Origin of the sequence: Paraburkholderia sp. Clong3, assembly GCF_050436485.1 — a bacterium.
In the GTDB taxonomy this organism is placed as follows: Bacteria; Pseudomonadota; Gammaproteobacteria; order Burkholderiales; family Burkholderiaceae; genus Paraburkholderia; species Paraburkholderia tuberum.
The window spans coordinates 923,275-945,031 of record NZ_JBNDMH010000003.1; the positions used below are offsets into that span (position 1 = coordinate 923,275).

The 21,757-nt window shown below is 63.4% G+C and carries 22 protein-coding genes and 1 pseudogene; 18 read left to right on the top strand and 5 right to left on the bottom strand.

Annotated elements, in window-relative coordinates; all coding sequences use genetic code 11:
* Positions 1-78 precede the first annotated feature (78 nt).
* From gltS to phaC, 9 genes are all read left to right on the top strand, one after another.
* Positions 79-1,281 (top strand): sodium/glutamate symporter, encoded by a 1,203-nt coding sequence (gene gltS / locus OKW30_RS27665; RefSeq protein WP_429348176.1) that lies wholly within the window; start codon positions 79-81, stop codon positions 1,279-1,281.
* A 42-nt stretch (positions 1,282-1,323) separates the two neighbouring features.
* A complete protein-coding gene (locus OKW30_RS27670; RefSeq protein ID WP_429348177.1) occupies positions 1,324-2,193 on the top strand; it encodes a class I SAM-dependent methyltransferase in 870 nt (289 codons plus the stop codon).
* Between the two features lie 101 nt (positions 2,194-2,294).
* Positions 2,295-2,756 (top strand): hypothetical protein, encoded by a 462-nt coding sequence (locus OKW30_RS27675; protein WP_184072414.1) that lies wholly within the window; start codon positions 2,295-2,297, stop codon positions 2,754-2,756.
* A 122-nt stretch (positions 2,757-2,878) separates the two neighbouring features.
* Complete coding sequence (locus tag OKW30_RS27680) at positions 2,879-3,883, top strand: AraC family transcriptional regulator (RefSeq protein ID WP_184037062.1); 1,005 nt, start codon at positions 2,879-2,881, stop codon at positions 3,881-3,883.
* A gap of 212 nt (positions 3,884-4,095) precedes the next feature.
* A complete protein-coding gene (locus OKW30_RS27685) occupies positions 4,096-5,898 on the top strand; it encodes an acyl-CoA dehydrogenase (protein ID WP_184072410.1) in 1,803 nt (600 codons plus the stop codon).
* A 71-nt stretch (positions 5,899-5,969) separates the two neighbouring features.
* The gene (locus OKW30_RS27690) at positions 5,970-6,719 is read left to right on the top strand and encodes an electron transfer flavoprotein subunit beta/FixA family protein (protein ID WP_429348178.1); all 750 of its coding nucleotides are present in this window, start codon (positions 5,970-5,972) and stop codon (positions 6,717-6,719) included.
* A gap of 13 nt (positions 6,720-6,732) precedes the next feature.
* The gene (locus OKW30_RS27695) at positions 6,733-7,680 is read left to right on the top strand and encodes an electron transfer flavoprotein subunit alpha/FixB family protein (protein WP_429348179.1); all 948 of its coding nucleotides are present in this window, start codon (positions 6,733-6,735) and stop codon (positions 7,678-7,680) included.
* An 82-nt stretch (positions 7,681-7,762) separates the two neighbouring features.
* The gene (locus OKW30_RS27700; protein WP_184074472.1) at positions 7,763-8,233 is read left to right on the top strand and encodes a MaoC family dehydratase; all 471 of its coding nucleotides are present in this window, start codon (positions 7,763-7,765) and stop codon (positions 8,231-8,233) included.
* A 14-nt stretch (positions 8,234-8,247) separates the two neighbouring features.
* Positions 8,248-9,990, top strand: a complete 1,743-nt coding sequence (gene phaC / locus OKW30_RS27705) for a class I poly(R)-hydroxyalkanoic acid synthase (RefSeq protein WP_184074474.1) — start codon at positions 8,248-8,250, stop codon at positions 9,988-9,990.
* An 87-nt stretch (positions 9,991-10,077) separates the two neighbouring features.
* Here the strand turns inward: phaC and OKW30_RS27710 are convergent, their stop codons facing one another.
* Positions 10,078-11,079 carry an AraC family transcriptional regulator gene (locus OKW30_RS27710; RefSeq protein ID WP_429348180.1) on the bottom strand — a complete coding sequence of 334 codons (1,002 nt, stop codon included), beginning with the start codon at positions 11,077-11,079 and terminating at the stop codon, positions 10,078-10,080.
* Positions 11,080-11,321: 242 nt separating this feature from the next.
* Here OKW30_RS27710 and OKW30_RS27715 point away from each other — a divergent pair, with 242 nt between their 5' ends.
* From OKW30_RS27715 to OKW30_RS27745, 7 genes are all read left to right on the top strand, one after another.
* Positions 11,322-12,377: a 3-keto-5-aminohexanoate cleavage protein gene (locus OKW30_RS27715; RefSeq protein WP_090809455.1), complete on the top strand. Its 1,056-nt coding sequence runs from the start codon at positions 11,322-11,324 to the stop codon at positions 12,375-12,377.
* 155 nt (positions 12,378-12,532) lie between these two features.
* A complete protein-coding gene (locus tag OKW30_RS27720) occupies positions 12,533-13,855 on the top strand; it encodes an MFS transporter (RefSeq protein WP_184074478.1) in 1,323 nt (440 codons plus the stop codon).
* Positions 13,856-13,962: 107 nt separating this feature from the next.
* Positions 13,963-14,943 (top strand): quinone oxidoreductase family protein, encoded by a 981-nt coding sequence (locus tag OKW30_RS27725; protein ID WP_090809459.1) that lies wholly within the window; start codon positions 13,963-13,965, stop codon positions 14,941-14,943.
* A gap of 10 nt (positions 14,944-14,953) precedes the next feature.
* The gene (locus OKW30_RS27730; protein WP_429290861.1) at positions 14,954-15,802 is read left to right on the top strand and encodes a TauD/TfdA dioxygenase family protein; all 849 of its coding nucleotides are present in this window, start codon (positions 14,954-14,956) and stop codon (positions 15,800-15,802) included.
* Between the two features lie 18 nt (positions 15,803-15,820).
* Entirely contained in the window at positions 15,821-16,387 is a 567-nt protein-coding gene (locus tag OKW30_RS27735; RefSeq protein ID WP_184074484.1) for an RBBP9/YdeN family alpha/beta hydrolase, read from the top strand.
* A 32-nt stretch (positions 16,388-16,419) separates the two neighbouring features.
* Complete coding sequence (locus OKW30_RS27740) at positions 16,420-16,776, top strand: Rieske (2Fe-2S) protein (protein ID WP_429348181.1); 357 nt, start codon at positions 16,420-16,422, stop codon at positions 16,774-16,776.
* 49 nt (positions 16,777-16,825) lie between these two features.
* The gene (locus OKW30_RS27745) at positions 16,826-18,451 is read left to right on the top strand and encodes a 3-(methylthio)propionyl-CoA ligase (protein ID WP_184074487.1); all 1,626 of its coding nucleotides are present in this window, start codon (positions 16,826-16,828) and stop codon (positions 18,449-18,451) included.
* Here the strand turns inward: OKW30_RS27745 and OKW30_RS27750 are convergent.
* Entirely contained in the window at positions 18,439-18,627 is a 189-nt protein-coding gene (locus OKW30_RS27750) for a hypothetical protein (protein WP_429349237.1), read from the bottom strand. The two genes, OKW30_RS27745 and OKW30_RS27750, sit on opposite strands and share 13 nt — an antisense overlap.
* On the opposite strand from OKW30_RS27750, the pseudogene OKW30_RS27755 reads away from it, so the two are divergent.
* Both OKW30_RS27755 and OKW30_RS27760 read left to right on the top strand, forming a co-directional pair.
* Positions 18,590-19,736: pseudogene (locus tag OKW30_RS27755) on the top strand (porin). The gene OKW30_RS27750 and the pseudogene OKW30_RS27755 overlap by 38 nt on opposite strands.
* A gap of 30 nt (positions 19,737-19,766) precedes the next feature.
* Positions 19,767-20,144 carry a BON domain-containing protein gene (locus OKW30_RS27760; RefSeq protein ID WP_184074491.1) on the top strand — a complete coding sequence of 126 codons (378 nt, stop codon included), beginning with the start codon at positions 19,767-19,769 and terminating at the stop codon, positions 20,142-20,144.
* Between the two features lie 53 nt (positions 20,145-20,197).
* Here OKW30_RS27760 and OKW30_RS27765 read toward each other — a convergent pair whose 3' ends face one another.
* The 3 genes from OKW30_RS27765 to OKW30_RS27775 form a co-directional block, all read right to left on the bottom strand.
* A complete protein-coding gene (locus OKW30_RS27765; RefSeq protein ID WP_184074493.1) occupies positions 20,198-20,641 on the bottom strand; it encodes a VOC family protein in 444 nt (147 codons plus the stop codon).
* Between the two features lie 138 nt (positions 20,642-20,779).
* Positions 20,780-21,289 carry an OmpA family protein gene (locus OKW30_RS27770; protein ID WP_429348182.1) on the bottom strand — a complete coding sequence of 170 codons (510 nt, stop codon included), beginning with the start codon at positions 21,287-21,289 and terminating at the stop codon, positions 20,780-20,782.
* 129 nt (positions 21,290-21,418) lie between these two features.
* Positions 21,419-21,733, bottom strand: a complete 315-nt coding sequence (locus OKW30_RS27775) for a LysR family transcriptional regulator (protein ID WP_429348183.1) — start codon at positions 21,731-21,733, stop codon at positions 21,419-21,421.
* Positions 21,734-21,757: the final 24 nt, after the last annotated feature.

Here is a 21,757-nt window from a genome sequence, read left to right on the forward strand (position 1 = left end):
CTTGCCGCATCCCGATGCGCCGCGGCGTCGCGCCGGGAAAACAGAAAACGTTGTCACGCTCCCGCTCGGAGGCCATTCATGACTATTGGCGTATATGCCACGCTGGTCGCGACGTCGCTCGTGCTGCTGCTCGGCGAAAAGCTCGTGCAGTGGATCGGCGTGCTAAGGACCTATTCGATTCCGGCGCCGGTGGCAGGCGGGCTCATCGTCGCGATCTGCGTGCTGATCACGCGCCTCACCACCCACGTGCAGGTCAGGTTCGATTCGACGATGCAGGCGCCGCTGATGCTCGCGTTCTTCTCGACGATCGGTCTGAATGCGCAGCTATCAAGTTTGAAGGCGGGCGGCCCGGTGTTGATCCGCTTTCTCGCGCTGGTCTGCGGGCTGCTGATCCTGCAGAACGTGGTCGGCTTGCTGCTCGCGTTCGCCCTCGGCGTCGATCCGCTGCTTGGGATTCTCGGCGGCTCGGTCACGTTGTCGGGCGGCCACGGTACTGGCGCCGCGTGGAGCCAGATCTTTGCCGAGCGTCACGGACTGGAGTCGGCGACCGAGATCGCGATCGGCTGCGCGACGTTTGGACTCGTGATGGGCGGCGTGCTCGGCGGTCCGGTCGCACGGCTGCTGATGCGGCGGATCAGCACCGACGAGTTGCTGCGCGTCAAACAGCTAGAGGACAAAACGCTGGTCTTCGAAGAACCGAAGGCGCAGCAGGCCACCACGCCCGCCGCGATCATCACGACGCTCGCGCTGATCTCGATCTGCCTCGCGGGCGGCGAAATGTTTGCCGACCGGATCGCGGACACCGCGTTCGAATTGCCGACGTTCGTCTGCACGCTGTTCATCGGCGTGATCCTGAACAACGTGCTCGCGCTCGTGCGTGTGCGGATCGACCAGCACGCGGTCGCGCTTGTCGGCAACGTCGCGCTCGCGCTCTTTCTCGCGATGGCGCTGATGCGGCTCGACCTATGGGGGCTTGCCGCGCTCGCGGTGCCGATCATCTCGATCCTCGCGGCACAGACGCTGCTGATGGCGCTCTACGTGGTATTCATCACGTTCCCCGCGATGGGCCGCAACTACGACGCGGTCGTGTTGTGCGCGGCGCAATGCGGCCTCGGACTTGGCGCCACGCCGACCGCGATCGCGAACATGCAGGCGATCACGAACCGCTTCGGCCATTCTCATCTCGCGTTCCTGATCGTGCCCTTGACGGGCGCGTTTTTCATGGACATCGTCAACGCGATCGTCATCAAACTGTTTCTCGCGCTGCCGTTTTTCCATTGAGCAGCGGTGGCATTGGCACATCAACCCAAGCGGGCAAATACCATGAGCGATCCACGACACATCGCACCCGACAGTACCGCCGCGCGCGTCGCGTTATGGCGTGCGCTGCACGTGCAGGCCGACGCGCCGCCGCACGTGCTCGAAGACGAAGTCGGCTTGCAGTTGCTGGCACCCGCCGAAGACTGGCGCAGCCGTGGCGATATGGATCCGCGGTTCACGCGGCCGTTTCGCGCGTCGATCGTCGCGCGCGCACGCTTTATCGAGGATCTGGTCGTCGAGCAGACCGGGCGCGGTGTGGATCAATACGTGATTCTGGGCGCCGGTCTCGACAGCTTCGCCCAACGCCGGCCCGACATTGCGTCGCGGCTCACCGTGTTCGAGGTCGACCCGCCGGGACCGCAAACGTGGAAGCGTCAGCGGCTCGGCGAGCTTGGTTTCGGCCTGCCGGACTGGCTGCGATTCGTGCCGGTCGACTTCGAAGCGGGCGATAGCTGGCGGCAGCGTCTCGTCGCCGAAGGCTTCGACGAAAGCAGGCCGGCCGTCGTCGTGTCGACCGGCGTCAGCATGTATCTGACGAAAGAGGCGAATGCGGCGACGCTGCGCGAAGTGGCCGGGCTGGCGCGCGGCTCGACGTTCGCGATGACGTTCCTGTTGCCGCTGGAGATGGCGGACCCGGACGTGCGCCCCGGACTCGAAATGGCAGAGAAGGGCGCGCGTGCGAGCGGTACACCGTTCATCAGCTTCTTCATGCCGCAGCAGATGATCGCCATGGCGCACGAAGCGGGTTTTGACGACGCGCGGCACGTGTCCGCGGCCGATCTGACGCAGCGCTACTTCGCGGCTCGGACGGATGGGCTGCGACCGCCGGGCAATGCGGAGGAATTGCTGGTGGCGAACACCTATGGGCGATGACGCCAACCGAAGTTACCAACCCGGCATGTGAGTCGTGAATACGCAATCGCTTTCCCCGCACCGCTATAATCGCGCTCGACCATGGCCTCCGAAGTCTACTCATGAAAAAGATCGCTGCTTTCGCACTCGTCGCATGCGCACTCGCCGCCTGCTCGTCTCCGGAAAAGCAGGCGCAGCGCGCCCAGCAGGAGATCCTTCATAGCGAGCCGAACCTTCGCGCCGCGCAACGCGACGCGGTGATCGACTGCACACCGGCGAATTGCGATGCCGCGTGGGCGGCGACGAAACGCTATATCGAGCAGCATTCCGACACGCACGTGATCCGCGCGGACGCGGTCGCGATCGATACCGACGTGCCCGACGATTCGGGCAAAGCCGCTTTCTCAGCGACCCGCGCGAACAAGAGCACGGGCGGCGCGACGCTGTCGCTGTTCGCGCAGTGCCGCGGCATGTATGGGCCCGACAACGCGAAGGGCGACGACTATGACGAGTGCGCCGAGAAGATCCTGAAGATTCAGAACGGCTACGTGCCATATCTGCGCTCGCACGCATCGGCGCAATAGGCGGCAAGCTACCGGAACCACCGGGCCCCGAACGCGGCACTCGCGGAGCGATTCGCTGAACCCTCGCCACGATGCGGCGGGAGGCGCTATGCTGATGCCTCTTCGCCTCGCGGAACCTTCTCATGCAAGCTCCTGGCGCAACCGTACCGATCTCGCTCGTCAACGGGTTCCTCGGCAGCGTCGGGACGCGGCCGGATATCGTCGACCGGCATCTGTCGGGCGCGAACATTCCGCGCGCGCTTCTGGACCAGCCTGGAGCGCGCGTCACCGAGGAACAGTTCTCCACGCTCTACCGCTCGCTCGCGATCGAACTCGACGATGAGATGCCCGGCGTTTTCTCGCGCCCGCTGCGCAGCGGCGCGCTCAAGTTTCTCTGCCTGAGCCTGCTGGATGCGCCGAATCTCGAATCCGCGATGCACCGGTTCGGCCAGTTCTTCCATCTCGTGCTGGACGACTTCCGCTTCGAGTCGCGCCGCGGCGACCTCGTCACGAGCCTGGCGCTGCGTCCGGGAAGCACGGGAGCGCTACCCGGCATGCTGGGCCAGGAACTGATGCTGAAGCTCGCGCATGGGATCGCGTCCTGGCTGATCGGTCAACGGATTGCGTTGTTGCAGGTGCAGTTCGCCTTTCCCCGTCCCGCTCACGCGCTCGAGTATCTTTATCTGTTTCCCGGACCGGCGAAGTTCGACTGCAATCAGACCTCGATGCAGTTCAGCAGTAGCTATTTCGACCTGCCCGTGCGTCAGCGCAAGGCGAACCTGCGCAGGTTTCTCGCTCGCGCGCCGGAAGACTGGATCTTCGTTTCGTTCAACGAGCAGCTGTTCAGTCATCGCGTGCGGGAACATCTCGCGTCCCGGTTGCCCGACGTCCCGTCCATCGAAGAGGCGGCGGAAGCCCTGCACTGCTCGGTCAGAACGCTGTGCCGTCATCTTGCCGCCGAGGGCACGGCGTTCCAGGTGCTCAAGGACGAATTGCGCCGCGACATCGCGATCCAGCGCCTGACGGGCACGCACGAGCCCATCGCCATCATCGCGGGCGACGTCGGCTTCGGCGACCCCACCGCATTCCACAGAGCGTTCCGTCACTGGACCGGCAGCACCCCGGCGGCCTATCGCCGGGGTGGCTGATCGCGTCATATCGATGCGTCGGCAACACCCGCCGACGCAGTTCCCACGGGGCGCTTACTCCCTCCGACGTGGCCAGAGATGTCAATAGATCGTCCGGTTTGGACAACCGGGCAGGGCCTGTCCGACGCTACGATTCAGCCATACGTTACCCCGGCCGCATCGGTGCCAGACGGGTGACTTTCCCTACGGACTATCTGATCGGAAGAATGGTAATGAGCTACGTCGCGCCTCTCAAAGAGATGTTGTTTGCACTCACGGAACTGGCCGGAATCGACCAACTGGCGGGCTTGCCCGGCTGCGAGGACGCAACCGCCGACACCGCTCGCGCGGTGCTCGAAGAGGCCGCGCGGCTGCACGAAGGCGTGCTCGCGCCGCTGAACGTCGACGGCGACCGCAGCCCGAGCACCTGGAAGGACGGCGTGGTGACCGCCACGGCCGGTTTCAAGGACGCGTTTCGCCAGTTCAGCGAAGGCGGCTGGCAGGGTTTGCAACATCCGACTGAATACGGCGGTCAGGATCTGCCCAAGCTGCTGTCGACGCCCTGCATCGAAATGCTCAACGCCGCCAACCTGTCGCTGGGGCTGTGCCCGCTCCTGACCGACGGCGCGATCGAAGCGCTGCTGACGGCAGGTAGCGAGGAGCTGAAGCAGCGCTACGTGCCGAAGATGATCGCAGGTGTTTGGACCGGCACGATGAATCTGACCGAGCCGCAAGCCGGCTCCGACCTCTCGCTCGTGCGCAGCCGCGCCGAGCCGCAGGGCGACGGCTCGTACCGGATCTTCGGCACGAAGATTTTCATCACCTGGGGCGAGCACGACATGACGGAAAACATCGTGCATCTGGTGCTCGCACGCACGCCGGGCGCGCCTGAAGGCGTGAGAGGCATTTCGCTGTTCGTCGTGCCGAAGGTCCTCGTCAACGAAGACGGCTCGCTCGGCGAGCGCAACGACGTTCACTGCGTATCGATCGAACACAAGCTCGGCATCAAGGCGAGCCCGACCGCCGTGCTGCAGTTCGGCGATCACGGCGGCGCGATCGGGCAGCTCGTCGGCGAGGAGAACCGCGGTCTGGAGTACATGTTCATCATGATGAACGCCGCGCGCTTCGCCGTGGGGGTACAGGGCGTGGCGATCTCGGATCGCGCGTACCAGCAGGCCGTCGCGTATGCGAAGGAGCGCGTGCAGAGCCGTCCCGTGGATGGCTCCGCGAAGCAGTCGGTCGCCATCATCCAGCATCCCGACGTGCGGCGCATGCTCTCGACGATGCGCGCGCTGACCGAAGGCGCACGCGCTCTGGCCTATGTGTCGGCGTCACATTGCGATCTCGCGCATCGTCATCCGGACGGCGCGACGCGCGCGAATCATCAGGCGATCTACGAATACCTGGTGCCGATCGTGAAGGGCTGGAGCACGGAGATGTCGCTGGAGGTGACGAGTCTCGGCGTGCAGGTGCACGGCGGCATGGGCTTCATCGAGGAAACCGGCGCCGCGCAGTACTACCGCGATGCGCGCATTCTGCCGATCTACGAAGGCACGACGGCGATCCAGGCCAACGACCTCGTCGGCCGCAAGACCATGCGCGACAACGGCGAGGTGGCCGGGATGCTGCTCGCGCAGATCGACGCGACCCTGGCCGCGGTGCAAGCGCACCCCTCGTATGGTTCGAGCGCGGCTTTTCAGGCGATGCATCGTCATCTGTCCGCCGGCCGCGAAGCGTTGTACAGCGCGGTGCGCTACGTGGTCGAGAACGTCAAAAGCGATCCGAATGCGGTGTTCGCCGGCAGTGTGTCCTATCTGATGCTCGCGGGTATCGTGCTCGCGGGTTGGCAAGTCGCACGGTCGCTCGTGCTGGCGGCCGACAAGCGCGACGAAGATCCGTCCTTCCATGACGCGAAGATCGCGACCGCGCATAGCTACGCGACGCAGGTGCTGCCTCGTGCAATCGCGCTCGAAGCGGCGGTTCGCGGTGCTCGCGATGGCGAAGGCGCGCTGGCGCTGCGCGAAGACCAGTTCTGATCGATCGACGGACGTAATGTGTCATTCAAAGCGGTAGGGCTCGGCCCTATCGGTGTGGGAAGGAGAGTGTTGTGAGAGTTCTGGTAGCAGTCAAGCGAGTGGTCGACTACAACGTGAAGGTCCGCGTGAAATCGGACGGTACGGGCGTCGATATCGCGAACGTGAAAATGTCGATGAACCCGTTCGACGAAATCGCGGTTGAAGAAGCGGTGCGTCTGAAGGAAGCGGGCGTCGCGACCGAAGTGATCGCTGTGTCGGCCGGTGTTGCGCAGGCGCAGGAAACGCTGCGCACCGCGCTCGCCATCGGCGCGGATCGCGCGATCCTGATCGAATCTGGTGAAGACCTGCAGCCGCTCGCCGTCGCGAAGCTGCTCAAGGCGCTCGTCGACAAGGAGCAGCCGCAACTGGTGATCCTCGGCAAGCAGGCCATCGACGACGACTCCAACCAGACCGGCCAGATGCTCGCCGCGCTTGCGAATCTGCCGCAGGCGACGTTCGCGTCGAAGCTTGTCGTGGCGGACGGCAAGGCGACGGTGTCGCGTGAAGTGGACGGCGGCGCGGAAACGCTGTCGCTGACGCTGCCCGCCGTGGTCACGACCGATCTGCGCCTGAACGAGCCGCGTTACGTAACGCTGCCGAACATCATGAAGGCGAAGAAAAAGCCGCTGGAAACGGTCAAGCCCGAAGACCTCGGCGTCGATGTCACGCCGCGTCTGAAGACGCTGAAAGTCGTCGAGCCGCCCAGGCGCTCCGCCGGTGTGAAGGTGCCGGACGTGAAGACACTGGTCGAGAAGCTGAAGACCGAAGCGAAGGTGCTGTGAGGAGACCCGAGAAATGACGAACCTGGTAATTGCAGAACACGACAATGCGTCGATCAAGGCCGCGACGCTGAACACGATCGCAGCGGCACAGAAGATCGGCGGTGATATTCACGTGCTGGTCGCGGGACATAACGCGCAGGGCGCGGCCGATGCCGCCGCGAAGATCGCGGGTGTCAGCAAGGTGCTGCTCGCCGATGCACCGCAACTGGCCGAAGGCCTCGCGGAAAACGTCGAAGCGACGGTCCTGACGCTTGTGCAAGATGCGGCGAAGCATTACACGCACATCCTCGCGCCGGCTACCGCCTACGGCAAGAATGTCGCGCCGCGTATCGCCGCGAAGCTCGACGTCGCCCAGATCAGCGACATCACGGCAGTGGATAGCGCCGACACGTTCGAGCGCCCGATCTACGCGGGCAACGCAATCGCGATCGTGCAATCGGCTGATCCGATCAAGGTCATCACCGTGCGCTCGACCGGTTTTGATGCCGTCGCGGCCGAAGGCGGCAGCGCAGCGGTCGAGAAGATCGAAGCGGCAGCCGACGCAGGCCTCTCGCAGTTCGTGAGCCGCGAAGTGACGAAGCTCGATCGTCCGGAACTGACGAGCGCAAAGATCATCGTGTCGGGTGGCCGGGGTCTCGGCAATGGCGAGAACTACATGAAGGTGCTCGAACCGCTGGCCGACAAACTCGGCGCGGCACTGGGCGCATCGCGCGCGGCGGTCGACGCGGGGTTCGTGCCGAACGACTATCAGGTCGGCCAGACCGGCAAGATCGTCGCGCCGCAACTGTACGTCGCGGTCGGCATCTCTGGTGCGATCCAGCATCTGGCCGGCATGAAGGACTCGAAGGTCATCATCGCGATCAACAAGGATGAAGAAGCGCCGATCTTCGGTGTCGCCGATTACGGCCTCGTTGGCGATCTGTTCACCCTCGTGCCGGAACTCGAGCAGGCGCTCGGCTGACCGCATCCAGCGGTTCGCGTCCGGCACAACGCGCAGTACGCGTCAGAAGAGGGCAAATGCGCGCCCAGCAAGCGGAATAATCATGAATGAGCTTAACGGATACGATTTCGAAGACCTGCGACCGGGCATGAGTGCCCGGTTCGCCAAGACCATCACGGAGGCGGACATTCTGCTTTTCGCGGGCGCGTCGGGAGACATCAACGCGGTTCACATCAACGAGCAGTTTGCGCAAACCACACCCTTCAAGGGGCGCATCGCTCACGGCATGTTGACCGCCAGCATCATCTCCGCGGCGATCGCGGGGCGGCTGCCCGGCCCGGGCACGATCTACCTCGGCCAGAACCTGCGCTTCAAGGCGCCGGTTCGACCCGGCGACACCGTGCAGGCCGAAGTGACCGTCAAGGAACTGATTCACGACAAGCGCCGCGTGGTGCTGTCCACCGTTTGCACGGTCGGCGGCAAGGTGGTGATCGAAGGCGACGCCGTGGTCATGCCGACAACCTGCCGCGACCGTGTCGTCGAGGACGCGGCTTGCGCCGTCAGCAAAGCATGATAGCGAGCCCCGCCATGAGAATGCCATTCAGCATGCCACACGAGTTTTCCACGGGCTGGGTCAATGCCGGCTTCGATTTCTGGCGTTTTTTGCCGGTCAAGGATGAATACGCTACGACGGTGCCCGACACCGACGGCTCGGACTTCGATTTCAACGGGCCGTTTGCGCGAGGCTCCGTGACCCATACGAGCGCCCACTACCTGCAACAGCAGGCGCAACTGTGGAGCGACGCCGTCGCCGGATTGGTCGGCGGGCGCACGGAGTTGAAGGCGGTCGCCGAGCCCGAGCAGGGAGACCGGCGCTTTCACGCCGACGACTGGTCCAGCAACGGCTGGTATAGCCTTCTTAAACAGAGCTATCTGATCAATGCCCGGGCACTCGCGGAGTTCGTCGAGGCGAGCGCGCTCGACGAAAAGGGCAAGCACAAGCTGCGCTTTTTCATGCGCCAGTTCATCGACTTCGCCAGCCCCGCGAATTTCGTCGCGACGAATCCCGAAGTCATTCGGGCGGCGGTGGAATCGGGCGGATCGAGCCTGCTCGCGGGCGTCACGCATCTGCTCGACGATCTGGGCAGCGGCTCGATTTCGATCACCGATCAAAGCGCGTTCGAAGTGGGCCGCAGCGTTGCCACGTCCAGTGGCGCGGTGGTCTATGAGAACGATCTGTTTCAGCTGATCCAGTACGAGCCGCTGACACCGAAGGTCGCCGCGCGGCCGCTCGTGATCGTTCCTCCGTGCATCAACAAGTTCTACATCCTGGATCTGCAGCCGGAGAATTCCTTCGTGCGCTTCGCCTGCGAGCAGGGCCTGACGGTGTTCGTCGTGTCGTGGCGCAACCCGCAGCAGGACATGGCGCAGACCACGTGGGACGCCTACCTCGAGGACGGCGTGATGCAGGCGATCAGCGTCGCGCGTGCGATTAGCCGGGCCGACCAGGTCAATGCATTGGGCTGGTGCGTGGGCGGCACGATGCTGTCGTCGGCGCTGGCGGTCATGCGTGCCAACGGCGACGACTCCGTGGCCAGCCTGACGCTGCTGACGGCGTTGCTCGACTTCACCGACCCGGGCGATCTCGGCGTGTTCATCGACGAGCAGGGCGTGGCGATGCGCGAGCATGCGATCGGTGGCGGTGGGCTCTATCCCGGACGCGAACTCGGCTTCGTATTCCAGTCGCTGCGTGCCAACGATCTGATCTGGCCGTATGTCGTGAACAATTACCTGAAAGGCAAAACCCCGGCCGCGTTCGATCTGCTGTACTGGAACGCGGACACGACCAATCTGCCCGGTCCGATGTACAGCTTCTATCTGCGCAACATGTACCTCGAAAACAGTCTGCGCGTGCCGAACAAACTGAAGTTCTGCGACACGCCGGTGGATCTCGGCAACATCGATATTCCGAGCTATCTGATGGCGGCCGAGGAAGATCACATCGTGCCGTGGCGGTCCGCCTATCAGTCGACGCAACTACTGGGCGGTCAAACCGAGTTCGTGCTGGGGGCAAGCGGCCATATCGCGGGTGTGATCAATCCGGCCTCGAAGAACAAGCGCAGCTACCGAATCAACGATGCCTGCGACGAGAACGCCGACGAGTGGCTCGCAACGTCGGTTCAGCAGCGCGGCAGCTGGTGGAATCACTGGATCGACTGGGTCAAGCAGCATTCCGGCGAGCAGGTCGAGGCGCGCACGAAGCTCGGCAACAGGAAGTACAAGGCAATCGAGAGCGCACCGGGCCGCTATGTGAAGCTTCGCGCCGAGTGACCGGATGGCGATAGCGGGTGCGGCAACAACGGGGGGTGATGCTCAGTGCATCACCCTCCGTTTTTTTGTCTTCACTGCCACCGGCCGTCACTTCGCATGGCTCGCGCGCCAGTCGCGCGGCGTCATGTGGAAGCGCGACACGAACCAGTTCGTGAACGATCCCTGTTGCGCGTAGCCGAGAAGCGCCGAGACGCGTCCGATCGGATAGGTGGGATTGCTCATGTAACGCACGGCGAGTTCGCCGCGGACTTCCTCGACCTGATCCGAAAAACTGGTGCCGGCCGAATTCAACTGCCGTTGCATGGTGCGTACGCTCAGACGCAAATAACGTGCAACCAGCTCGACGTTCGCCTGCTCGAGCGGCAGCAGCAGGTAGATCGCCTTGCGCACTTCCAGCGCGGCCGATTCCGCGGTGCTCGCGTTCAGCGGAGAGGCGAGGCTTTCCGCATAGCGCACGAGTTCAGGATCGGCCAGTGGATTCGGGTAGTCGAGATCGGCGCTTGCGCAGACGAACCCGTTGAAGTCGCTGCCGAACACCAGCGGACAGCCGAAGAAGCGTCGATGAAACGTCAGGTCTGCGGGCGCCGGATGCGTGAAGTGGACCTCGCGCGGTTTCCAGAACTGGCCGAGCAGGGCACCGGAGTGCCGCGCGAGGACGCCGAGCGCCAGTTCGATCGCCTGCCTTGTCGGGGTACCCCGTTCGACGACGAGTTCCTCCCGAATGGTGACCGTATTGTCCGCGTCCTCGACGTACACCGCCAGCGCTTCGTTGAGCAGATGGCGGTATTCGGCCGCGGCCAGCAACACTTCGCGCAGCGTGCGTTTGTGCGCGAGCAGGACATTGATCACGCCGCTGCCGAAGGTCTGCCGCGTTTCCGCCATTTGCAGCGCGAGGGTCGGGCACGACGCCTTTTCGGCCGTCATTTCCAGTAGCCGGCAACAGGCGGTGGCCGATACGCGATCGTCCGGATTCGCGAGCGCGCCGGCGTCGATGCCGGCCTGTTTCGCGAGCTCGACCGGATTCAGTCCAAGCCGTCGCGTCACTTCGAAATAACCGCTCATGGCTACCGACGTCACCATCGTTTCCATCGTAGTTTCTCCGGACGATTCATACGCTGAGTATTTTTCTAGTCATTAAACACTTCCTTCGCGCAATTATTGGTGTTAACGCGCAGTGGCACGAATCGCTAAAAGGATGGCGTCCAATCATAAAAGTGTAGCGCGCGATTGCCGTATTGTGGGCACATGTCGTTCGATGTGTTCCAGCAAATTTTCATGCGACCTCGCGATAGCGGAACACCGTCACTTCAAAACTGGATGGAGGCAAACAAATGCAATTTCTCGACGATTCGTTGCATCCTGAGAATCAGGACAAGGTAGTCATCACCACCGCCCCTTACGGCCCGGAATGGATGCCGGAGGACTTCCCGGAAGACATCCCCGTGACGATGGACGAGCAGATCCAGAAGGCCGTCGATTGCTACAACGCCGGCGCCACGGTACTGCACCTGCACGTGCGTGAACTGGACGGCAAGGGCTCGAAGCGCCTGTCGAAGTTCAACGAACTGATCGCGGGTGTGCGCGCGGCAGTGCCCGACATGATCATTCAGGTCGGTGGCTCGATCTCGTTTGCACCGGAAGATGACGGACAAGCCGCGAAGTGGCTGTCCGACGACACGCGTCATATGCTGGCCGATCTCGATCCGAAGCCCGATCAGGTGACGGTCGCGATCAACACCACGCAAATGAACATCATGGAGCTGCTCTATCCGGAGTATCTGGCAGGCACCTCGCTTTCCAACCCCGGGTTCATGGCCGCCTATAGTGAAATGACGGTACCGGCTGGCCCCGCATGGGTCGAGGAACACCTGCGCCGCCTGCAGGCTTCGGGCATCCAGCCGCACTTCCAGCTCACCGGCATTCACGCGCTCGAAACGCTCGAGCGCCTCGTGCGCAAGGGCGTCTACAAGGGCCCGCTGAATCTGACGTGGATCGGTATCGGTGGCGGCTTCGACGGCCCCAATCCATTCAACTTCTTCAACTTCGTGCATCGCGCGCCGGATGGCTGCACGCTCACCGCCGAGTCGCTGCTGAAGAACGTGCTGCCGTTCAACATGATGGCGATGTCGATGGGACTGCATCCGCGCTGCGGCATCGAGGACACGATCATCGATCAGCACGGCAAGCGCTTCACGTCGGTGCAGCAGATCGAGCAGTGCGTGCGCGTCGCGCGCGAACTGGGGCGCGAAATTGCCACTGGCAAAGAAGCGCGCGAGATCTATCGTATTGGTGTGCAGTACGAGACGGTCGAAGAGACGCTGGTCGCCAACGGCATGGCGCCGAACCGCCAGGCCGGTGTCAGGAACCTGCCGCTTCGCGCGGCGTGATCACCAGGAGCCCGGGCCGGCGCATTGGCCGAGGCCGGGCTTCATGGCTAACGCTTCCGGTGCATAGCGGGGAGCAGATAGCTGAATCCATAACAGGTCGTCGGCCCACGCGGGCAAGGCGGCCGCCAGGGAGTCAGCGTGGAAGGAGACAAAATATGCTCGTTCAGCATGCAGCGCCCGCGACGGGCGAAGTTTCGGCAGCTCAGACGGACGTGCGCGCTTATGCGTGGGTAGTGTTTGCGTTGACGGTCGGATTGCTGCTTTCCGACTATATGTCGCGGCAAGTGTTGAATGCCGTGTTTCCGCCGCTCAAGGCGGCATGGCATCTGTCCGACGCGCAGCTGGGTTCGCTCAGCAGCGTGGTCGCGCTGATGGTCGGTGTGCTCACGTTCCCGCTGTCGGTTCTGGCCGACCGCTGGGGCCGCGTGAAGAGCATCGTGCTGATGGCGGCGATGTGGAGTCTCGCGACGGTGGGCTGCGCGATCTCGGCGAACTATGGGCAGTTGCTGCTGGCACGTGCCTTTGTCGGAATCGGCGAAGCGGCCTATGGCAGTGTCGGTATCGCAGTTGTTCTGAGCATCTTTCCGGTCCGGCTGCGCTCCACGCTGACCGGCACCTTCATGGCGGGCGGCGCGTTCGGCTCGGTGCTGGGCATGGCGCTCGGCGGCGCGGTGGCGGCTCACCTCGGCTGGCGTTCGGCATTCGGCGCCATGGCGGCGATGGGGGTCGTGCTGGTCGTGATCTACCGCCTCGTCGTCACCGAAAAGCGTCTTGTGCCGCTGCAGCCGGCGAGCGTGACGAGGCAGGCGCAATCGCGCGGCATGTGCATGAGCCTGCGCGCGCTGATGAAGGGGTTGTTTTCGACGAAGTCCGTGGTGTGCGCCTATGTGGGCAGCGGCCTCCATCTGCTGGTTCCCGCCGCTGTGTGGGCATGGATGCCGAGCTTCCTGAATCGCTATTACGGCATGGCCACCGGCAAGGCTGCGATGTGCGCGGCGGTGTTCGTGCTGGTGACCGGGGTGGGCATGGTGGTGTGCGGAAACCTCGCCGACCGGCTCAGCAAGAACATGCGGGAACGCAAGTGGAGCGCCGCGATCGCCTTCTGCCTCGCCTGTTTCGTTCTGCTCGCGATCGGCTTGCGGATGCCCGCGGGGCCATGGCAACTGGTCGTGATCGGCGCCGGCATGTTCTTCTGCGCCGGTGCGAGCGGCCCGTCGGGTGCGATGGTGGCGAACCTCACGCCGCCGACGATTCATGCCTCGGCGTTTGCGACCCTGACGCTCGCGAACAACCTGCTGGGCCTCGCGCCGGCGGCTGTTCTCACGGGAATCATCGCCGATCGGATCGGACTGCTGGGCGCGTTGCAACTGGTGCCGTTCGCACCGCTCGTCGCGGCCGCCGCATTCATGATCGGCAAACGCAACTACTCGGGCGATCTGGATCGGCTGAACACGCTGCGCGAGCAGGCCGCACGCTGACATCGCATGGTGCCGCGCGGACGGCGCGGAGCACGGAACCTGTAACTGCGCCGCTGGCGCAACGAATTCTGCAAAGTGCAGATCAAGTAAAGAATTGGAGAGTCAACATGGCAAAGGCAGTTCGCTTTCATGAAACCGGTGGTCCCGACGTGCTGCGCTACGAGGACGTCGAAGTGGGCAACCCCGGTCCCGGTCAGGTTCGCCTGCGCCATCAGGCAGTGGGCCTCAATTTCGCCGACACCTACTTTCGCAGCGGCCTGTATCCGGTCCCGCTGCCCGCGGGGATGGGCGTGGAGGCCGCGGGCGTGGTCGAGGCCGTTGGCCCGGACGTCACGAACGTCGCGGTGGGCGATCGTGTGACTTACACGGGCTTCCTCAACACGCTCGGCGCGTACAGCACCGAACGCCTGATTCCGGCCGCGCCGCTGATCCGGCTGCCCGATGCGATCGACTGCGAAACGGCTGCCGGCATGACCATGCGCGGGTTGACCTGCGCGTATCTGATGCGCCGCATTCACGACTTCAAGGCGGGCGACACGATCCTTCTGCATGCCGCCGCCGGCGGTGTCGGCCTGATCGTTTCGCAATGGGCGAAGCTGCTGGGTCTGACCGTGATCGGCACGGTTTCGAACGAGGCCAAGGGCGAGGTGGCCCGCGCGCACGGCTGCGACCACATCATCAACTACAGCCACGAAGACGTCGCCAGGCGCGTGCGCGAACTGACCGATGGCGTCGGCGTGAACGTCGTGTTCGACAGCGTCGGCAAAGACACCTTCGAGGCCTCGCTCGATTCGCTGAAGCGCCGCGGTCTGCTGGTTTGCGTCGGCACGGCCTCCGGCCCGATCCCGCCGTTCAATCCGCAACTGCTGGCTATGAAAGGCTCGCTCTATCTGACCCGCCCGGCGCTGGCTGACTACATCGCCGACCCGGCCGAGAAGGACGAGCTTGCCGGCGAAATCTTCGGGCTCATCGCCTCGGGACGCATCAAGATCGAGTTGAATCAGCGCTATGCGCTCGAAGATGCGGCGCAGGCCCATCGTGATCTGGAGTCGCGCAAGACGACGGGTTCGTCGATCTTCGTCATCTAAGGAGCTGGCCATGCGAGTCGAACAACTGACGTACTCGATCGGCGCCGAACTGATAGGGGTGAATCTCGCCCACGCCATCCATGACGATGGCCTGTTTGCCCAAATCCGCTCGGCGCTGCTGAAGCACCGGGTGCTGTTCCTGCGCGACCAGGACATCACGCGTGCCGAACACGTGGCGTTCGCGCGCCGCTTCGGCGAACTGGAAGACCATCCGGTCGCGGGCAGCGATCCGGAAAATCCGGGCCTCGTGCGGATCTACAAGACCCCGGATCAGCCCAACGACCGCTACGAAAACGCGTGGCATGCCGACGCCACCTGGCGCGAAGCGCCGCAGTTCGGTGCCGTGCTGCGCTGCGTCGAGTGTCCGCCCGTCGGCGGCGACACGATGTGGGCGAACATGGTCCTCGCCTACGAGAATCTGCCGGCGTACGTAAAGGCTCAGATCGCGGACCTGCGCGCGCGCCACAGCATCGAGGCGAGCTTCGGTGCCGCGATGCCGATCGAAAAGCGCCTCGCGCTGAAGGCGCAATTTCCGGACGCGGAGCATCCGGTCGTGCGCACGCATCCGGAAACGGAGGAGAAGGTGCTGTTCGTGAGCGCTTTCACGAGCCATTTCACGAACTTTCATACGCCGGAGCGAGTGCGCTTCGGGCAGGACGCGAATCCGGGCGCGGGCGATCTGCTGCGCTATCTGATCAGCCAGGCGTACATCCCCGAGTACCAGGTGCGCTGGCGCTGGCAGAAGAACAGCATCGCGATCTGGGACAACCGCAGCACGCAGCACTATGCGGTGATGGACTACCCGCCGTGCCACCGCAAGATGGAACGCGCCGGCATCGTCGGCGACAAGCCGTACTGAACTAGCAGGTAGCTTCCCATGAATTACGAATTGAAACCGACCATTCTGATGGTCCCGGGTCTGCGCGACCACGTCGCGGAGCATTGGCAAACCCTGTTGCAGCAACGGCTGCCGAAAGCGCTGTCGGTGCCGCCGCTCGAACACGACAAGCTCAGTTGCGCGGCACGCGTCGCGGCGCTCGATGCCACGCTCGCGCGGATCGACGGCCCGGTCATTCTGGTCGCGCATAGCGCTGGCGTGATGATCACCGTGCATTGGGCGGCGCAGCACAAGCGCGAGATTCACGGTGCGCTGCTCGCGGCGCCCGCGGACCTCGAGACGCCGATGCCGGCGGGCTATCCGGAGCTGGATACGCTCGAGCAGAACGGCTGGCTGCCGATTCCGCGCAAGCCGCTGCCGTTTCCGAGCATCGTCGGCGCGAGCCGCAACGATCCGCTCGCGCGGTTCGAGAAGGTGCAGGAGATGGCGCAGGACTGGGGCAGCCGCCTCGTCGATCTCGGCGAAGTGGGGCACCTCAACCCTGCTTCGGGCTTTGGCGAATGGCCGATGGCGGAGACGTTGATTCGCCGCCTGGTACTGATGTGACGCGGCCCGCGTCGGATCAGAAGGAGTCTGGGATGTCGCGTCGGATCGTGGTGGGTGTTGCCGGCGAACTCGCGCCGGGCCAGCGCAAGCTGGCCTTCATCGACGGCCGCAGCATCGTGCTGTTCAACGTCGAAGGCACGCTTCACGCCATCGACAACACATGTCCGCACAACGGCGCCGCGCTGTCGAGCGGCCAGCTGGAAGGCTGCATGTTGCGCTGTCCGGCGCACGGTCTGCGCTTCGACGTGCGCACGGGCTGCATGGCGGGAACAGGCGGATTGAGCGTGACGACCTTCCCGGTCGAAATAGTGGATTCAAAGGTGGTGGTGAGTCTCGACGAGGCGAACGCGACGCCCTCGCATGTGCGAGTCGGCAGCGCGGCAACGTAAGGCCGGTAGGCCGGGCCCGAGACGCCACAACCAATCAGGAGACGGAAAGATGCAAGGCTTGATGATGCAGCAGTCGCTGCTGGTTTCCGCGCTGCTCACGCACGCGGAGCGCCATCACGGCGAACAGGAAATCGTGTCGCGACGCGTGGAAGGAGACATCCATCGTTATTCGTATCGGCACCTCGCGCAGCGCGCGCGCCGTATGGCCAACGCGCTGTCGACGCTCGGCGTCGGCCAGGGCGAGCGCGTCGCGACGCTCGCGTGGAACGGCTATCGCCACATGGAGCTCTATTTCGCGGTGTCGGGCTCCGGGTCCGTGCTGCATACGCTGAACCCACGACTGCACGTCGACCAGCTCGCGTACATCATCGAGCATGCGGAAGATCGTGTCGTGTTCTTCGACCTGACCTTTCTGCCGTTGATCGAGAGCGTCGCGCCCCGGGTGAAGAGCCCGAAAGTATTCGTGGCGATGACCGATCGCGCGCACATGCCGCAAGCGAACGACCTGACCGGCATGCTGATGTGCTACGAGGATCTGCTCGAGCTGCACGACGACGTTTTCGAGTGGCCGCTGCTCGATGAAAACAGCGCGTCGTCGCTGTGCTACACGTCGGGCACCACCGGCAATCCGAAGGGCGTGCTGTATAGCCATCGTTCGACCGTGCTGCACACCTACGCGGCGGCGCTGCCCGATTCGCTGAACTGTTCCGCGCGCGACGTGATCCTGCCGGTCGTGCCGATGTTTCATGTGAACGCGTGGGGACTGCCCTATATCGCCTGCATGGTCGGCGCGAAGCTGGTGTTTCCGGGGCCGGCGCTCGACGGCAAGTCGCTCTATGAACTGATCGAAACGGAACACGTGACGCTGTCGGCCGGCGTGCCGACGGTGTGGCAGGGACTGCTCACGCATGTCGATGCGATGGGCGGGACCTTCTCGTCGATGCGACGCACGGTGATCGGCGGCGCGCCGTGTCCGACCGCGATGACCGAGGCGTTCCAGAAGCGCCACCGGGTGGAGGTACTGCACGCGTGGGGCATGACCGAATTGAGCCCGATCGGCACGGTCTGCAGCTTCAAGGCGCATCAGCAGTCGCTGCCGATGGAGGATCAGTACAAGGTTCAGGCGAAGCAGGGACGCGCGCTGTTCGGCATCGACATGCGGATCGTCGACTCCAACGGTAATGAATTGCCGTGGGGCGGCGAGAACGCTGGCGATCTGCAGGTGCGCGGTCACTGGGTCACGCAGCAGTACTTCGGCGCCGACGTCGAGTCGCCATTGTGCGACGGCTGGTTTCCGACCGGCGACATCGCGACGATCGACCGGCACGGCTTCATGCAGATCACCGATCGCAGCAAGGACGTGATCAAGTCGGGCGGCGAATGGATCAGTTCGGCGGCGATCGAAAACGTCGCTTATCTGCATCCGGAAGTCTCGACGGCAGTGTGTATCGCCGCACGGCATCCGAAGTGGGACGAACGGCCGCTGCTGCTGGTCGTGAAAAAGCCGGGCAGCGAGCTGGCCAGCGACGAACTGCTGTCCTTCTTCAACGGGCGGGTCGCGCGCTGGTGGACTCCCGATGCAGTGGTGTTCGTCGACACGGTGCCTATCGGCGCAACAGGCAAGGTCCTGAAGAACCAGTTACGCGATCAATTCGGCAACTACTACCTGCCCTGACGCACGGCTTTCGCAGCAACGTAGTTCGATTCACGCAACAACGCGACCGGGTACGCCCGGCGCACACAAAACCACCAACCACTTGAAGCGACCGCAGCATCGGCTTTTGCGCCACCGCCGGTACGCGAAGGAGACACAATGAAGTTGAAGTCAAGCAGCGCTGTCGTGTTGGCCATTTTCGCCACCGCGGCTCATGCGCAGTCGTCAGTGACGCTTTATGGCGTAGTCGATACGGGGCTGCTGTATCAGAGCACATCGGCCGCTACGTTTCTGGCCGCACGCGCCGAACACGGGCAAAATTTATCAGCTGAAGGACGGCGGTATCTATTCGAGCTTCTGGGGTATGAAGGGAAGCGAAGACATCGGCGGCGGCTACAAGATCAACTTCAAGCTGCAGGGTGCGTTCAACACCACGAACGGCAAGTTCGGTCTGTCCGACACGCCGGGCGTCACGGCGATCTTCAACCAATTCGCGACGGTCGGCGCATCGGGGCCGTTCGGTACCTTCGACGCCGGCCGGCAGATCATTCCGATGATCTACGCGATGGCGGAAACCGACGTCCGCGGCGCGCAGTATTTCGGCAGTATTCTGACCGCGTGGCTGGGCATCAATCAGGCGGCCGGCTGGCCTGGCACGAGCACGAACGCGCCGATCGGCGCGCTGTACGACAGTAACGCGCTCGTCTACAACTCGCCGAAATTCCATGGCGCGTCGCTCGCGCTCGAGTATGCGCCGGGCGGCGTCGCCGGTCAGTTCCAGGGCGGTACGCGCGAGTCGGCCGTGCTCAAGTATTCGAACTACGGTCTGAATCTGTCCGCGTTGTATTACAACGGCCACGATACCAACCCGTACCCGATCACCTACCCGGCGGCGCCCGCTATCCCCGCGACCGGGCTTGCGAACAACCGTTTCTACTATTTCGGTGCGATGTACACGATCGCCGGATTTTCGGTGTCGGCCTCGTACGGCGCCGGCAAGAACCCGGCCCATACCAACACCGCGGACTTCGAAATGATCTCGGGGGGCCTCGGCTACCAGTTCAATACGCGTTTCAAGATCACGTCCGGGTACTACTACCTGAAAGACAAGAACAACTCGGCGAACCATTCGGGCGAGTTCGCCGTGGGCGCGGAATACAACCTGTCGCAGCGCACCAAGGCTTACGCGCAGGTGGGTTATGTCAACAACAGGGGGACCATGAACCAGACCATCGTCTATGGCGCCCCGGTTGCGCCTGGCGTGTCCACCACGGCGGCCATGGTCGGCATCCGCCATAACTTCTGATTACGTCTCCTATAACAACTGGAGTATTCGATGAAAAGCATTCAGGCACGCGCGTTGGCGATTGCCATATTGATTCTGGCCGCGTCGAGCAGCGCATGGTCGCAGTCGGGCCAGACGGCTAGTGCAGCTTCGGGCGCACCCGCGATGTCAGCTAGCGCAGCCGCTCCCGTCAGCTCGAGGAAAGCCAATCGCGCGCTGCGTCGGCAGGTGTATGCCGCGATCGGCAAGCATAAGGAGATCAGTGCCGGCAATATAAGCGTCATCGCAAAAGGCGGCGCGGTGACGCTGAACGGCACGGTCACCGACGTTTCCCAGATCAATCAGGTCGCGGAGATCGCGAAGGGTGTTCCGGGGGTGACTTCGGTGACCAACAAGCTCACGGTGCAAAAGCCGTTCGGCGGGATGTAAAAAGAGCTCACGCATCGGGGGATTAAGCGCGAGGAGCCCAATATAACAATCCACTAGCTGTCGAACAGCGCCGTGTAACGGCGCTGCATCTCTTCAGGCGTGAGCGCTTCGATCTGCGCGCCGAGCATCCATTCGTGGCCGAATGGATCGCGCACGGTCGCCGAGCGCTCGCCATAAAAATGATCGGTTAGCGGGCGGACCACGGTTGCGCCCGCTGCAACCGCTCGTGCGAACAGCTCGTCGACGTCGTCGCAGTGGATATGCAGCAGCACACTCGGCCGGCTGTCGCCGGTCGGTCCGAGCATGTCGTGCTCGGGATATTCATCGGACAGCATCACAGTGGCGGGACCGATCTTCACTTCGGCATGACCGATGCGGCCGCCTGGCTCGGTCAGGCGAAACTGCTCGACGCCGCCGAATGCCTGCGCGTAGAACTCGATAGCCCGTGCGGCGTTGCGCACGCGCAGATAGGGGTAGACCTCGTGGATCGTGTTCATCGTCACCTCCTGGTTGCTGGTGATGATTATCGGAGAAACGTGTCAATCCAAGGGCTTTTTTGCATTTTCGATGCCGGAGCCCGCGCCAACAGGCCGCCAGTGAATCTCGTGTGCACTGGACGAGGTCTGCCTCATGTATTAGTTCAATACGATCTCCACGCGCCGGTTTTTTGCGCGTCCGTCTGCCGTCGTATTCGGCGAAACGGGATTGGCACTGCCGTGTCCGTTGACAACGAATTGCTGCGCCTTCAATCCGTGGCTCTGCAGATACTGCGCGACGCTTTGCGCGCGCTGCGTCGATAATTTCTGATTGTAGGAGCTGGATGCCGTCGCGTCGGTATAGCCATTCACCGTGACGGTGTCGAACCTCGCACCTGCCGCAGTTTTGATCAGCGCGTCGAGACGAAGACGAGCTGCGGTCGTGAGCGTCGCCTTATTGAGTTCGAAAGTTGCATCGCCGTTCAACGACAGCTTCTGAGGCGGCACGCGTGCTGGAGCGGCAACCCGCGCGACGGGGGGAGCAGCAGGCATCGGTGAAGGGGCTGCGACCGGAGCTGTCTGCGCGACAGGCGCCGCTCCGCACTGGAATGTCAGCGTGCGCACGTCGCGATGACTTCCAGCGGCCGCAAGCGGTGCAATCTCCTGCATCGGACGCACGGGGTTCTTGCCGCAGATTTCGCGAGCCTTCGAATAACAGGTGTTCTGGCTCGAGATGAGTCCATCGCAACACCTTATACGAAACGGTGTTGCACTTCAGATTTGAGGCCGCCGTCGACATCATTCGCGATTATTCCGCTTCCATTTCCCGATCCACTTCTGTTGCCCGCTTCCGTTGCGATTGGCGCCGTCACAGGGCTGTCGCTTGCACTTCGGTGCTGTCGTTAATTTTTCCATGCACGTGGGCACGGTGACCTTCGCCGTCAGACGCGATGTCGCGCCGTAGCAACTTCGCGAATCGTTTCTACGATTTCCGCAGATTGGGTGTTTCTGGATATTAACAGCCGGTTGCGAAATGCCGAGCAGGGCCGCCGCCTTGCTCGTGCTTCCTGCGTTCATGACCGCCCTGAACACTTCAATATCCCTGATTCGCATAACCTAGACTTATCGAGCTAATTA